The following is a 13,415-nucleotide window of genomic DNA, read 5'->3' as shown; positions in this document are numbered from 1 at the left end:
GGTGTTGCCTGTAACAACCAAAGTTGGCCGGAGATGGACTTTTCCGCTGGGCCATCCTGATTAGCTTGGGTGGCATCTATCGGAAATTGTGGCGCAAATCCTCACTAATGTACGCTTATTGACAATTGAGTTCTGGCACGTCTGTCTTTGATGATCGGATGACTAAATTCGTTCCCTCGCAGACGTCTTTGTCCTTAACTTTCTCGCAGAGGTCGCGGTTAGAAGCAATTTCATTTGCCTCAAAGCCACTAGCTGGTCCCATCTGTGCGTTCATGGCTGTCATTGCACAGGCCATTTCAGTCTCTTGACGAAACACGGCCCCGCCACAGGTGAGGAACTCTTTTATTTCGGTATCCCTCAAAACCATTGCTGATCGCACACAGTACGCCTCATCAGGGTCGCGATTGCATTTTTTTATCAGATTTTTAAGCTTGGCAGCCGGTTTGTCATGTGCTTGGGCGTCGAGTTCATCGCAGGCGATATCCCATTCGGTCTTACCTCCGGACTTAGCGATTTGAACGCTGCTTACAAGCCATAGGCTGCATAGCCCAATCATAAGGAAACTTTGCATGGGGCGAAACATTTGCGTCTTTCAGCCTCGCTGCTAGTGTACATGGGCAGAGGGGAGATTCTGCCTCCCAAGTTTGTAAACTACGATTATTCGTCGACCCAAGGCCGCTAGATCAATTCTGGATGGACAGCGGGCAGAGTTCAACCGAGCTAATGGTTATGGCGGCCTCGGATCCCAGGCAATCATAGTAGCAGATCTTATTCATCCCTGACGTACGCTCGCCAGTCTTGAAGCACATTACCGCCACCTGAACATTCCCCTCTCGGGTGGTAGATTGCGTTGCACCGCTTAAGGGTAGCGTGGAGATTACAGCCAAGAGCAGATATCGACCCATTTTTTCCTCCTTTTCAATGATAGAATAGCGTACCACCTAGCACGATTGCTCGTGTAGTCCTTTGTTGGCTAGGTGGGCATGTTGCGTTTGCTCGAAACTTTACACAAGCAGAATTCCAAATCCGTAGTCGACGCCGTCACCCTCCTCCTGAATTGACAGACTGTAAACATTCCGAAAGACGCACCGACGACTGTACACTCGGACAAGTTTGGGGCAGGCTTGGACAGGTGACATGCCGGAGGGCATCAGATGTATATACAACGTCGGCGTATTTGGAGTAATTCGAATTTTGTAAACAATTGAATTGTGTATTATATGGGGGCTATCAAAGTCGACCAATTTAGTATTTAAATATATTGAATTCCATATGAACTCTATATAAGCCATATAAGCCCCGTGAGAGGTCTTTACTATTCTTGGCTCCCATCTATGCTGAAGTACGCTGAAGCCTCTGTACGGGCTTCTGTGTGTCATCTAGGGGCATTGGTGCAAAGATGGCCACTAAATAGATCCGTTAATAGAGGAAATGGTGTTCATGCCCCCACGGTTCGCCCTTGGCATTCAGGAAAGCGGCTTTCCGACGTCGATAGTTGTCGTATTCGGGTCGCTGCTCCTGTTCTGCTATCCAATCAGTTAGATCGCGAACGCCTAGCTGGTCCAGTTCGATTGCCTCTGCCGGTAGCTGCTCCATCCATGTGGGATTGGCATCTACGTTGATCTCAAAGCCCAGATGCTCCCTGTAGGCCTCAATCATCACTTCTCTAAGCAGGCCCTGCTTGCCTTCCTCAACGACGAAGCTGTCGTGAATGGGGAGAACGAGCGTACCCTCATCTTTCATCCTGAGCATGACGGTCTCGGCTATGTCAGCGTCCCTCTTTTGGAGCCTGATGCCTTCACCTGTGCCGAAATACTTAGCGATAGGGCGGTGTTTCTCCCTGACGGCATCCATAAGTTGTCGCCAGGTCCACCCTTCAGGAAGCTCGGTTTTCCTTGCTGCGCGTATCTGTCCATCGGCATTGACTATTTTGAAGACGGTTCGCTTGATTAGCTTGCGGTGCGTCAACGGAATGCCTTCAATCTCATATGCGTCGCCTTCAAGAACCAGCCCCTCATCGGCGTACAGCATGACGATCTGCATGTTCGAGTAGTCCAACTCGGCGGTGGGGAAACCGTTGATCGTCAGATGCCTCCGAAGACCGCTGGGAACCCCTTGCCACCATCCTCCGTAAAATCTTCCGCCGTCACTGAATCGACCGTTGTTGAACACACGATAGAGCGAGTTTCTCGAGAGGATATCAAGGTCGAAGCGCCTGTCATCTTCGTCACCAAACTCGTCTGGCTCGTGGTCAATCCTTCTTGAAAGGGCGTGGAACTCGTGGTCAGGAATGAGGATGTCTATCCAGTGATGGTCGAAAAGAAACCCATTGTACGCGGCTAAGTTGGCCTCCATGCGCATTGTGTCTTGGGTTGGCTCGAAAGAGAGCAGGGGAGCTTGGCCTCCTCGGGTTGGTTTTTCCCCCTTCAGCAATACTGTAGGCAATGGCTCCTGTCTAAAAAGGTAGGAAAGCAGAGGTGATTGGGGGTTATCCCTCAAAGTGTTCCTAATAAGACCCGTTGGATCAAGATCTTCTCGCAGTTCTTCTGGTAGTAAAGATTCTTCTACCTCTCTTATTAACTTACTCATCGCCCTAAACCTAGTGGTATATCCCCGTCCAGTTAGAGGGTCATAGTTACCTCCTCTTCGCTCAACATACATATTATCGTCAGAAATCAGATAGTTAATGCAATCTTGAATAGATCTTCGATTGATATTGAGAGGATTATGCCGACCTATTGGGTATCCGTCATTGCTTCTATCTATTATTACGTACCTGTTCTCATCTGTGATATGAGACCTATATATATTTCCAATTATAACGTTGAGTGCAATGCTCAAGTTTCTTTTTGACGTCAGCCCGATCTGCTCTTCCCGCGTTGAGCCTGACTCGTTCGGCCATCTCCTCGATGAAAAAATCAAAGTCGACCCCTAAGCGGAAATTTCTCCGCAACCATTTGGCGTGGCTAAAGTCGTCAATAGCTGGAGCTCGGTAGGGCATCTTCGTCATTCTTTCCGTCAAGCTTACAACGGACGCGTTTCGTATCAGCATGAGCGTATCGCATGAGCATTCTGATGTCGCGGTGTCCGCTGATCGAACCCACTTCGGGCATGGTTAGTCCCTTCTCAAAAAGCCTGCTGATGGCTTCATGCCTCAAATCATGGAAATGAAGGTCGACAAGTCCAGATCTCGCAATAAGCCGATCCCATGCCAACCGGAATGCGACGGGTGTTATTGGGAACACATTGGTTTCGTTGCCCCTCCGAAGGTTCGCCAGGATTTCCTTCGCGCTCATAGTCAAGGGGATCGACCTTGAATCACCGTTCTTTGCCTTTGGGATGACCACTGAGCGGCGGTCTAAGTCCACGGAGTCCCACTTCATGGAAAGAAGCTCTCCGCGCCTCGCGGCCGTCTCTAAGGCAAACAGGATGATTGGGAGGATAAGTGGATTCCTCGTTGCCTTTGAGGCCGAGACAAGTCGTTCAAGCTCGCCGTTTCGAAGGCGCCTTTCCCTGCGGTTGTCTTGTGCGCCAATTCTCAGGCCGGACAGTGGATTGCCTCTTAGAGGAAGGCTCCACTCTCGTTTGGCTATGTTGAACATGTGGGAGAGAGGAGCCAATTGCCGAGCCAGCGTGGTCCGCGAAATGCACGTCAGGCGTCTATCCCGATAAGCCGCGAAATCTGTTGTGGCGAGTACTGAGAGCTTCTTTTTGCACAAGGGGTCGCGCAGAAAAGCATTAAGCACAATGGTTTCATCGACAACTCCACGCTTTGTGACGACAACCTCATCACGGTATCGCTCTACGAGCTGACCCAATGAAATGGCACCCAATGCTTTTGTGTTGACCGGTAGCTCGTTTCGATCTGCCTTGGCCTCCCAATGTCGTGCCCATTGTTTAGCGTCTGCTTTCTTCGAAAACGACCGTGAAATGGTGGGGAACCCCTGGCGGCGAATCTGCACTTGCCATTTGGTCCCGCGCTTCCGAACTGTAGCCATTGCGTCGCACCCCCTGTGACAGAGTTGTGACAGCAGCGAATTGGAACAGACCTCAGGAAAGCTTACAGATCGAATTTCTCTTTGTTTTCAATCTGTCTGGATGGTGGGCGTGACAGGGATTGAACCTGTGACCCCTGCAATGTCAATGCAGTGCTCTCCCGCTGAGCTACACGCCCATCCGAAGCCGCGCATACACCATTTTTGGTCCAGCGCGTCAATAGCCGGAAAGGGAAAGAAAGGCTCGTTTTGTCGCGCCGCCGACGAAGCGGCGAGATCACACTGTGCGTGCTTCAGGCGGCCTGCAGCATTTTTTCGACCTCGTTGACGAGATCGCGCAGGTGGAAGGGCTTGGACAGCACCTTGGCGTCTTTCGGCGCCTTGGAATCGGGGTTGAGCGCGACGGCCGCGAAACCGGTGATGAACATCACCTTCAGGTCGGGATCGATCTCGGTGGCGCGGCGGGCGAGTTCGATGCCGTCCATCTCCGGCATGACGATATCGGTCAGCAGCAGGGAGAAAGGTTCTTCGCGCAGCCGCTCGTAGGCGCTGGCGCCATTGTCAAAATCGCTGACGTGGTAGCCGGCCCGCTCCAGTGCCTTGACCAGGAACCGGCGCATGTCGTCGTCGTCTTCCGCCAGCAGAATGCGTGCCATCTTGTCCCGTCCGAATCACCCCAGCCAAGCCTGCCGTCCGGCAAGCCCGTTAACCATCCTGTATATGAGGAGCTGACGGTAAACATCAAGTGAACGTTGGCGGCATTAATCCTGATTTGACGGGGTTCCTGACATGCCGAAATGCTGGACATGCGGCCGATGAGGTGGCAGTTTCCCATCATGATGCATTGCTGTTTCCGGGTTCGTTCAAATTGACGACGGCAGCCGAAGATTTTTCGGTCGTTCCACCCTTCGAAATCCGATCGGGCGCCGAGCAGCGCGTTCCCTTCGTCTTCAACTCACCGCATAGCGGCCGCTATTATCCAGACCGCTTCCTGGCCATGGCGCGGCTCGACCGGAACGCCATCCGCCGCTCCGAGGACTGCTATGTCGACGAGCTGTTCGGCAGCGCGGTGGCGCTGGGCGCGCCGATGCTGGCGGCGAATTTTCCGCGCGCCTATCTCGACGTCAACCGCGAACCCTGGGAACTCGACCCGCGCATGTTCGCCGAGCCGGTGCCGTCCTTCTGCAACATCCGCTCGGCGCGCGTCGCCGGCGGGCTCGGCACCGTGCCCAAGCTGGTGGGCGAGGGGCTCGACATCTATTCCGGCCGTCTGCCGCTGGCGGAGGCCGTCCAGCGCATAGAGGTGGTCTACAAACCCTATCACGAGACGCTGAAGCGGCTTTTGACCAGAACCCATGCCAGGTTCGGCTATGCCGTGCTGATCGACTGCCATTCGATGCCGGCGAGCATCAGGGTGGGCGACAGCGGCCTGCGGCCGGATTTCATCGTCGGCGACCGTTTCGGCATCTCGGCCACGGCGGCCCTGACCGAGACGGCGATCGGCCTGCTCATCGGCATGGGCTACACCGTCGCGCACAACAAACCCTATGCAGGCGGCTTCATCACCGAGCATTACGGCCGGCCGGCGCGCCATCTGCATGCGCTGCAGATCGAGGTCAATCGCGGCCTCTACATGAATGAGCGGACGTTCCAGAAATCGGCCGGCTTCGATGCGCTGGCCGACGATATGGCGCGCTTTTCGGCCGACCTGATGGCGATGCCCGACCACCACTTCGTCGACCTGCCGCTGGCCGCCGAATGACGCCGGAGCGGCGGCTGTTCATGCAATCCCGCGCTGGCCATCCCGCAGCGTAAAAAAAGACCGCATCGTTTGCACGACACGGTCGAAGTCTAGGGAGGAAACGCCCAAGGAGGGCATGGACAGGAAAACCTGTCCGAGAACAAATTTATTGTGCGATGCACAAATGTCAATCGATCCCACGCTTTTTTAATTCACTCTGATGTGAAAATGCGTTTCGATGGTCCCGATGTGTGACATTTCAGCAACGCTGATGTCTCTGATAAATCGATAAACCGGCTTGTTTTGGCGGGAAAGTGCCGGCAGACCGGGTTGGCACTCTGTAATGCGGGAGAATCACGTGGACATCAGCATCGATTTCATGCGCCGGATCGCGCAAGCGGCGGCGGCTGAAACCTTGCCGCGTTTCCGCGCACAGGGCGCCGTGGCCAACAAGGAAAAAGGCAGTTTCGACCCGGTCACCGAGGCCGACCGCGAGGCCGAGCGCGCCATTCGGGCGCTGATCTCGGCTGAGTATCCCGATCACGGTATCCTTGGCGAAGAACATGGCAGCGAAAACATCTCCTCAAGGCATGTCTGGGTGATCGATCCGATCGATGGTACCCGCGCCTTCATCTCAGGCCTGCCGGTGTGGGGAACGCTGGTCGGGTTGACGGTCGACGGTGACGCCGTCGCCGGCATGATGGCGCAGCCGTTCACCGGCGAGCTGTTCTACGCCAACGCTTCCGGCTCCCACTACGAAGGCCCCGGTGGGCCGCGGAAGCTGTCGACCCGCAAGAGGACGAAGCTTGACGAGGCGACCTTGTTCACCACCACGCCGGCGCTTTTCAAGGGCGAGGCGCGCACCCGCTACGACGCGTTCGAGGAACAGATCCAGCTCGCCCGCTACGGCGCCGATTGCTACGCCTTTGCCATGATTGCCTCGGGCAGCGTCGACATCGTCGCCGATCCCGGATTGAAACCCTACGACATCGTGGCGCTGATCCCGATCATCGAAAAGGCCGGCGGCGTCGTCACCACATTCGAGGGCGGTCCGGCGGAAAAGGGCGGCGACATCCTGGCCGCCGCAACGCCGGAGCTTCATGCGGCTGCAATGGCAGCCCTGCGGGGCTGATAGTCGACCCGATCAGCGCGGCTTGATCGAGCGCTGGAATTCCGCCGGCGTTCGCCCGTAGACCTGCCTGAACGCGGAGCTGAAATGGCTGTGGCTGGAGAAGCCGAGGTCCAGGCCGAGCGTGGTCAGATTGTCGTAGCGGCCAAGCAGGTCGAGCGCGCGCGCCAGCCGCAGGCGCAGATGGTAGCGATAGAGCGGCATCGCCTCGACCTGCTGGAAAACCTGCGTGAGATAAACCGGTGATACCCCGACTTCAGCGGCGATCTCGGCCAGCGTCCAGCGCCGCGAAAGATCCGAGGACAGGACGAGCTTGGCGCGATCGACCAGCTTCTGCCGGCCAGCGCTGGCGCCGGCGGCATGCGAGGTGCTCTCGCCGAGGGAGCGCCGCACCAGCGTCAGCGCCAGGGTTTCGGCCTCCAGCGTTTCGGCAATGTTGCGGCTCAGGCTGTAGCGCAGCACCGCCACCAGCGCCTGAGCCCGCGGGTCGATGCGGCGGCGCTGACGACGAAACGCCACGGCGCTGCCCGAGCGCAACTGCTCCTTCGGCGTCAGCTCCTGCAGTTGCGCCTCCTCGACAACGAGATCGAGGCAGGAATCGCCACCCTCGACGGGATGGCTGATCCGGTAGCCTTCGGCGTTGTTGAAGAACAACAACTGGTTGGCTTCGGCGACCGCATCGTTGCGGCCGACATGGCGCACGAAGACGCCGCGATAGGGAAACACAAGATGCGTGGCAGCGGTGCACTCTTCTTCGCTCTTGTGCCGGCATTCGCCGCTGCAGAGGACATCCCTCACCCTGACGGTGCCGGTGTCCAGAAGCGTCTGTACCGTGAACTGCGACATGGTGAGCTGAGACATGGCCGTTGCGTTCTACCCTTGCGCCGAAAGCTGCTCCGGCACATTAGGCGATTGGCTTGTCCAAACCTGTCAGGAGACTTCACCTGTCGGGCCCTTCGTACGGCCATGGCTCAGTCCCACAAACGGCGCATGTATTCGCAGTGAGCTTGGCTGCGCGACAGGCCGATGTCCTTGAGCTGTTCGTCGGTCATTTCGAGCAAGGCAAGGCGGCTTCGGCGCCTTTCCAGTTGACGGCCGATCCAGTTGGCCGCCGCGATGCCTTGTGTCCGCAAGGACCGCCGGAACGTCGCGGTTTGAGTTGTCGGCTGATGTGCGAGGCATTGCGCCGCCGCTGCATGATCGGGGCGCATCGCTCAGGCTTCCCCGTTGCCGGCCACTGATGCGCCGGCCACTGATGCGCCGGCTTCGTTCAGCGCAATCGCGCATTCCTCACAGCAGACCTCGACGGTCTTGCCGCCGACCTTGACGCGGATCGGATTGGCGTCCAGCTGGCAATCGCAGGCAGCGCAGGTTTTCTCGGTCATGACGTCATCTCCTTGGCGTTCGGTTCGACACGGAGAGATGAGCATTCCGGGGCGGCACCGGCTGTCAGAATCTTTAGCTCTTTGTGTGCTGCCGACGCTGCTCCTGACAGAAGGCTGTCAGCAGGCGCAAGCTCAAGGCGCCGCAACATGCAGCGCCGGTGGCATCAGGCTGTGGGGTCGTCGTTGCCGGGTATGAAGGCGTCGAAGGCGGCGAGCAACTGCTCGCGATAGACATCGGCCTCCTGCAGGATCTCGTGTTTCGAGCCATCGATCATCAGCAGCGAGCCGAGGCGCAGACGCCTGGCGTAGGCTTCCACGGCCTTGGTCGAGACGACCTGATCGGCGCCGGCGGCGATCATCAGCAGCGGCACCTGGATCCTGGCCATGAAGTCGGGCTCGCTGATGGCTTCGCCTGCCTTGATTGCCGCCTGCAGCCAGCGGATCGTCGGCCCGCCGAGCGCCAGTTGCGGATAGTGCTCGTAGATTTTCGTGTTGCGCTGATAGCGCCCGGGGTCCGATGTCACCTTGTTGAGGGCGAAGGGCAGGGTTTCCCTGGGACGCGGACCCCAGGCGGCGTAGAGCCGACCGAAGCCGAGAAAGCACAATACCGAGCAGACGCGGCGCGCCATTTTTGCCGACACGGGCGAGTCGGGCACCGTCAGGAAAGGCGCAATCAGCACCATTCGACGCACCCGGTTGACCATCGACGGCGCCGCGAGCAGCGCGATCACGGCGCCCATCGAATGGGCGAGGATGTAATACGGGCCGCGGCAGTCGGGCAGCACGATGTCCTCGAAGAACTGTTCGAGGTCGCCGGTGTAATCGTAGAAGGAGCGGACATAGCCGCGTTGCGGGTCGGCGATCAGCCGGTCGGAATCGCCCTGGCCGCGCCAGTCGAGCGTGGCGACGCCGAGGCCGCGGTCGGTCAGGTTGCGGATGGTTTCGAAATACTTCTCGATGCACTCGTTGCGGCCGGGCAGCAGCACGACGGTGCCTTTCAGCGGCCGGGTGACCGCGGCAAACAGGCCGTAGCGGATCTTCTTGCCGTCGCGCGTGGTGAAAAAGCCGCCGGCGACATTTTGCGGCGGCGGATTGCCTGGCGTGGGATGGAAGAGATCCGTCATTAGGCGCTTGCGTCTTCGTGGTGTCTCACCCGGCAGGGCGTCGGCATGGTGATAGACGCCAATGGATGAAAAGCAAAGGGAGGACGCCAAGGGGGCGGACGAACGACAAGCAAGGCCGGAAGCAGCCTGCGGCGGCGTGCTTCCGGCCTCTGTCGATCCGGGAGGAAGGGACGTTACACCCGGTCGGCCTCGTCGCGGCGCTTTCATCCGGCGCCGCCTGGTTCTTTATCCTGGGGGCACTCTAGCGCCGGCCGGCTGAACGGGCGCCGAAGCAGCGGTTCATCTGCCGTTCATCGACGCCTCGATTGGCGCTCTTCAAAAATCCTTGAAATGCGCTTTTGCGCTCCCCAAATGTCGGATGCAGCCGCCGATGTCGGGGCTGCTGGTCCACCCGAAACGCCTTTCCAGGGTTTCGCACCGGCCACACGCAAACATGTTGCTCAACAGGAGAACACCTCATGCGTCACGTTGATTTTTCCCCGCTCTATCGCTCGACCGTCGGCTTCGACCGCCTGTTCACCATGCTCGACTCGCTGGCCCAGCCCGATGGCGCGCAGACCTATCCGCCCTACAACATCGAGCGCACCGGCGAGGACGCCTATCGCATCTCGATGGCGGTTGCCGGCTTCTCGGACGAAGAGATTTCGATCGAAGCCCACCGCAACGTGCTGACCGTCAAGGGTGAGCGCAAGGAAGAGGGCAATGGCGAAGGCTCCGAGCTGCTCTACCGCGGCATTGCCTCGCGTTCGTTCGAGCGCCGCTTCCAGCTTGCCGACCATGTCGAGGTCGTCGGCGCCACCCTGAAGAACGGCCTGCTTTTCGTCGACCTTAAGCGCAACATCCCCGAGGAGCTGAAGCCGCGCAAGATCGCGATTACCGCCTCTTCGGCCAACGCCAAGCAGATCGAGGCCAAGAACGCCGCGTGATCAAGACGGCGGCGTCACAACGCCCAAGGTTGAAAGCGTCTCCTCCCGAGACGAAAGCGGCGCCGCGAGGCGCCGCTTTTTTTCGCCGCAGCCTCTGTCACCCCAACCGAAGAGTTCTGGCTCTTTTGCGGCGGGCGCCGTCTTCCCATGAAGGGCGATGTCTGATCTTTCGGCTGATTTTTCCCTGGCCCTAACGGCAACCATTGCGGTGACCTTCCTGCTGGCCGGCATCGTCAAGGGCGTTACCGGTATGGGACTGCCGACGTTGGCGATGGGGCTGCTGGGCACAATCATGCCGCCGGTCGCCGCGGCTTCGCTGCTGATCGTGCCGTCCTTCGTCACCAATATCTGGCAGCTGTTTGCCGGCCCGAGCTTCGGATGGATCCTCAGGCGGCTGTGGCTGATGATGGTCGGCATCGTCGCCGGCACGCTGGCCGGCTCATGGCTGCTGGCCAGCGACAATGTCAAATGGACGACGGCCGGCCTCGGGGCGGCGCTGATCGTCTATGCCGTCTATACGCTGCTGGCGCGGCAGTTGACGGTTCCCGCGTCAGCCGAGCGCTGGTCGTCGCCCATCGTCGGTTTCCTTACCGGCATCGTCACCGGCGGCACCGGCGTGTTCGTCGTGCCCGCTGTACCTTACATTCAGGCGCTGGGCTTGAGCCGTGACGATCTGATCCAGGCGCTCGGCCTGTCCTTCACCGTGTCGACGATCGCGCTCGCTGCCGGCCTTGCCTCGCACGGCGCGTTCCAGGTCGGGCATGTCGCCATGTCGTCGCTGGCGGTTGCGCCGGCCTTGCTCGGCATGTGGCTCGGACAGTTGCTCCGGCAGCGGATCAGCCCGGCGACCTTCCGGCGCTGGTTTCTTGTTTTCCTGATCTTGCTTGGCCTCGAGCTTTTGGCGCGGCCTTTCCTTGCTTAGCGATCGGTGCCGGTTGCGAGAACGGCCTCGACGTTTTGCCGGTGGACGGGCTCGTACAGCGCGAAGTACTCGACCGCGCCCGTGGCGAATATGTCGGCGCCGCAGGTTTTCAGATCCTGCTTCGCAAGATCAGGCTCACGCCGGCAGCGAAGCAGTTGTTGAACGTAGGCTTGCGTCGCGGCGATGAGGCCTTTGTCGTAGCCGCCTCGCTCAATCGCTTCGAGCGAGCCGTGATTGGGCAAGATGCGGTCTATCGACCAGCCGGCCATGCGTTCGAGATCGACCAGATGTTGCGCCAGCCGATCCGCCTCGCTGACATAGGTGATCGGATCCTCGAGCGTGTCGCCCGCCAGGAGCAGGCCGGTTTCGGGCATGAACAGCACCGTGCCGTCATGGCTGTGGATTTCGACCTGACGCAGTTCGACGGCGATCGATCCAACGGCGAGGTCAAGACTGCCTGCGAAGGTCCTGTTCGGCAGCACGAGAGGCTTGATCGGTGGAACACCGCTTTCGATCTCAGCCCGGTTGTTCGCGAGCGCCGAGGCGGTGAGCGTGTTGGCGATAATCTCGCAATCCTGAAACACCTCATTGCCGGCAATATGATCGTCATGCCAGTGGCTGAGCACGACCCGGATCGATGTTGCGCCCATGTCTTCGAGCGTCTGCCTGATGAAGCGCGCGTGAGGCAGCGAAATATGCGTGTCGTAGACAAGCGCCTGCGAACCATCGACGATCGCATAGGTGCAGATGCCGAGGGCATAGGCGCCGTCGTCCAGCCAGTTCGGCTCGTCCGACCAGGCGCGAACGCCGTCAACGCGGCCATCGTAGAAGCCGAGCACGTTTGGCGCCGGGCGAACCAGCCGCATGGTTGAGCCGAGAGGTGGCTTTGTCATTGGCGCGGTCTCGCGGGTTCAGGCGATCATCTGGCCGAAGCGATCGACCTCATCTGAAGTCGTGGCAAAGCTGGTGACGAAGCGATAGAGCAACTCGTCCTCGCCGACATGGCCGTCGAAGCCGTGCGGCCTGTGCCAGTCGTAAAAGGCTGCGCCGACGGATTGCAGCCTTTCGGCTTCCGCCTTTTTCATCACCGCGAACACCTCGTTGGCCTGCGGCAACCAGGCGAGCTTCGCCGTTGCCGAATCCTCGATCGCAGCCGCCAGGCGCGCGGCCATGGCATTGGCATGACGGGCCGTGTCCAGCCACACGCCGTCTGTGAAGTAGGCGTCGAACTGCGCTGCGATGAAGCGCGACTTGGAGAACAGCTGTGCGGCGCGCTTGCGCAGGAAGGACAACTCCTTGGCGCGGTCTAGATCGAACAGCACGACCGCTTCGGCGCACCAGCAGCCGTTCTTGGTGCCGCCGAACGAGACGATGTCGACGCCGCGCTTCCAGGTCATTTCGGCCGGCGTCGTCTCAAGCGCGACCAATGCGTTGGCAAAACGGGCGCCGTCCATATGCAGCGGCAGGGAAAAGCGTTTGGCGATCTCCGAAATGGTGGAAATGTCGTCGAGCCCGTACACTGTGCCGACTTCGGTCGATTGGGTGATCGAGACGGCCGTCGGGCGTCCCCAATGGACGATTTCGGGTGCGAAACGGGCGACGGCGCGTTCAAGATTGTGCGGATCGATCTTGCCCAGGGCGCCGTCGACAGCATGGAGACGCGAGCCGCCGCTGAAATATTCCGGCGCGCCGCATTCGTCCTCGATGATGTGCGATTCGCGGTGCGCAAAGGAAATGCCGCCGGGCTTGTTGTAAGCGGCCAGGGACAGCGAGTTGGCCGCCGTGCCGGTAGCGACGAAGAACACCGCGACCTCGCGTTCGAAGATCTCGCTGAAACGCTGGTAGACGGCCCGGTCGAGATCGCCATCGCCATAGGCGGTCGAAAAGCCGCCAGCATTGGCTGACAGCCCGGCGGCAATGTTGGAATGGACGCCCGCCCAGTTGTCGGATGCAAAGAACATCAGGAAAGTCCCTGCCTGGTTGAGAAAGTCTGGTTGCGACAAGAGCGCGACCATGGCCGTTTCGGGGTTTGACGCGCAAGGGCCAAGGGCTGAAAAAGCGGTAAAGCCAAAGGCGATCACGAAGGAGTGCCGGGACCGAAATTTCGTTTCAACAGCGCCCGCCGTAATTTTCTGTCGCCAAACGTCCAAGAATTTGGTGAATCGGTCTTGTGTGCGCCCAGGATTTCTGCCA

General features: G+C 59.1%; 14 protein-coding genes and 1 tRNA gene. 4 read left to right on the top strand and 11 right to left on the bottom strand.

The window, feature by feature from the left end; all coding sequences use genetic code 11:
• Positions 1-115: 115 nt before the first annotated feature.
• The 5 genes from X727_RS161125 to X727_RS161150 form a co-directional block, all read right to left on the bottom strand.
• Positions 116-583, bottom strand: coding sequence for a hypothetical protein (locus X727_RS161125; protein ID WP_023833576.1), 468 nt, complete (start codon positions 581-583; stop codon positions 116-118).
• Positions 584-1,419: 836 nt separating this feature from the next.
• A complete protein-coding gene (locus X727_RS1000000167715; protein WP_155923514.1) occupies positions 1,420-2,922 on the bottom strand; it encodes a hypothetical protein in 1,503 nt (500 codons plus the stop codon).
• Positions 2,923-2,975: 53 nt separating this feature from the next.
• The gene (locus tag X727_RS161140; RefSeq protein WP_245274112.1) at positions 2,976-3,818 is read right to left on the bottom strand and encodes a site-specific integrase; all 843 of its coding nucleotides are present in this window, start codon (positions 3,816-3,818) and stop codon (positions 2,976-2,978) included.
• Positions 3,819-4,099: 281 nt separating this feature from the next.
• Positions 4,100-4,174, bottom strand: a tRNA-Val gene (locus X727_RS161145).
• A gap of 114 nt (positions 4,175-4,288) precedes the next feature.
• Positions 4,289-4,651, bottom strand: coding sequence for a response regulator (locus X727_RS161150; RefSeq protein WP_023671195.1), 363 nt, complete (start codon positions 4,649-4,651; stop codon positions 4,289-4,291).
• Between the two features lie 164 nt (positions 4,652-4,815).
• Between X727_RS161150 and X727_RS161155 the strand changes: the two genes are divergently transcribed.
• Together X727_RS161155 and hisN are read left to right on the top strand one after the other, a co-directional pair.
• Positions 4,816-5,757 (top strand): N-formylglutamate amidohydrolase, encoded by a 942-nt coding sequence (locus X727_RS161155; RefSeq protein WP_023683232.1) that lies wholly within the window; start codon positions 4,816-4,818, stop codon positions 5,755-5,757.
• 337 nt (positions 5,758-6,094) lie between these two features.
• On the top strand, positions 6,095-6,868 hold the full coding sequence (hisN, locus tag X727_RS161160) for a histidinol-phosphatase (protein ID WP_023683233.1): 774 nt from the start codon (positions 6,095-6,097) through the stop codon (positions 6,866-6,868).
• A gap of 12 nt (positions 6,869-6,880) precedes the next feature.
• Here the strand turns inward: hisN and X727_RS161165 are convergent, their stop codons facing one another.
• The 4 genes from X727_RS161165 to X727_RS161175 form a co-directional block, all read right to left on the bottom strand.
• Positions 6,881-7,711, bottom strand: a complete 831-nt coding sequence (locus X727_RS161165; protein ID WP_023683234.1) for an AraC family transcriptional regulator — start codon at positions 7,709-7,711, stop codon at positions 6,881-6,883.
• Between the two features lie 125 nt (positions 7,712-7,836).
• Positions 7,837-8,076, bottom strand: a complete 240-nt coding sequence (locus X727_RS161170; RefSeq protein WP_023683235.1) for a DUF1127 domain-containing protein — start codon at positions 8,074-8,076, stop codon at positions 7,837-7,839.
• Positions 8,077-8,079: 3 nt separating this feature from the next.
• Positions 8,080-8,250 (bottom strand): hypothetical protein, encoded by a 171-nt coding sequence (locus X727_RS1000000168420; RefSeq protein WP_023683236.1) that lies wholly within the window; start codon positions 8,248-8,250, stop codon positions 8,080-8,082.
• Positions 8,251-8,414: 164 nt separating this feature from the next.
• Positions 8,415-9,374, bottom strand: coding sequence for an alpha/beta hydrolase (locus X727_RS161175; RefSeq protein ID WP_023683237.1), 960 nt, complete (start codon positions 9,372-9,374; stop codon positions 8,415-8,417).
• A 458-nt stretch (positions 9,375-9,832) separates the two neighbouring features.
• On the opposite strand from X727_RS161175, the gene X727_RS161180 reads away from it, so the two are divergent.
• Together X727_RS161180 and X727_RS161185 are read left to right on the top strand one after the other, a co-directional pair.
• Entirely contained in the window at positions 9,833-10,300 is a 468-nt protein-coding gene (locus tag X727_RS161180; RefSeq protein WP_023671202.1) for an Hsp20 family protein, read from the top strand.
• 157 nt (positions 10,301-10,457) lie between these two features.
• A complete protein-coding gene (locus X727_RS161185; protein ID WP_023686418.1) occupies positions 10,458-11,222 on the top strand; it encodes a sulfite exporter TauE/SafE family protein in 765 nt (254 codons plus the stop codon).
• Here the strand turns inward: X727_RS161185 and X727_RS161190 are convergent.
• The gene (locus tag X727_RS161190; RefSeq protein WP_023833571.1) at positions 11,219-12,115 is read right to left on the bottom strand and encodes an MBL fold metallo-hydrolase; all 897 of its coding nucleotides are present in this window, start codon (positions 12,113-12,115) and stop codon (positions 11,219-11,221) included. The two genes, X727_RS161185 and X727_RS161190, sit on opposite strands and share 4 nt — an antisense overlap.
• 18 nt (positions 12,116-12,133) lie before the next feature.
• Positions 12,134-13,183, bottom strand: a complete 1,050-nt coding sequence (locus X727_RS161195) for a low specificity L-threonine aldolase (protein ID WP_023833570.1) — start codon at positions 13,181-13,183, stop codon at positions 12,134-12,136.
• Between the last annotated feature and the right edge of the window lie 232 nt (positions 13,184-13,415).

The sequence above is a fragment of the Mesorhizobium sp. L103C105A0 genome, from assembly GCF_000502215.1.
Lineage (GTDB): Bacteria > Pseudomonadota > Alphaproteobacteria > Rhizobiales > Rhizobiaceae > Mesorhizobium.
Note: the sequence above shows the minus strand (reverse complement) of the source record. Positions and strands in the feature narration are given on the sequence as shown.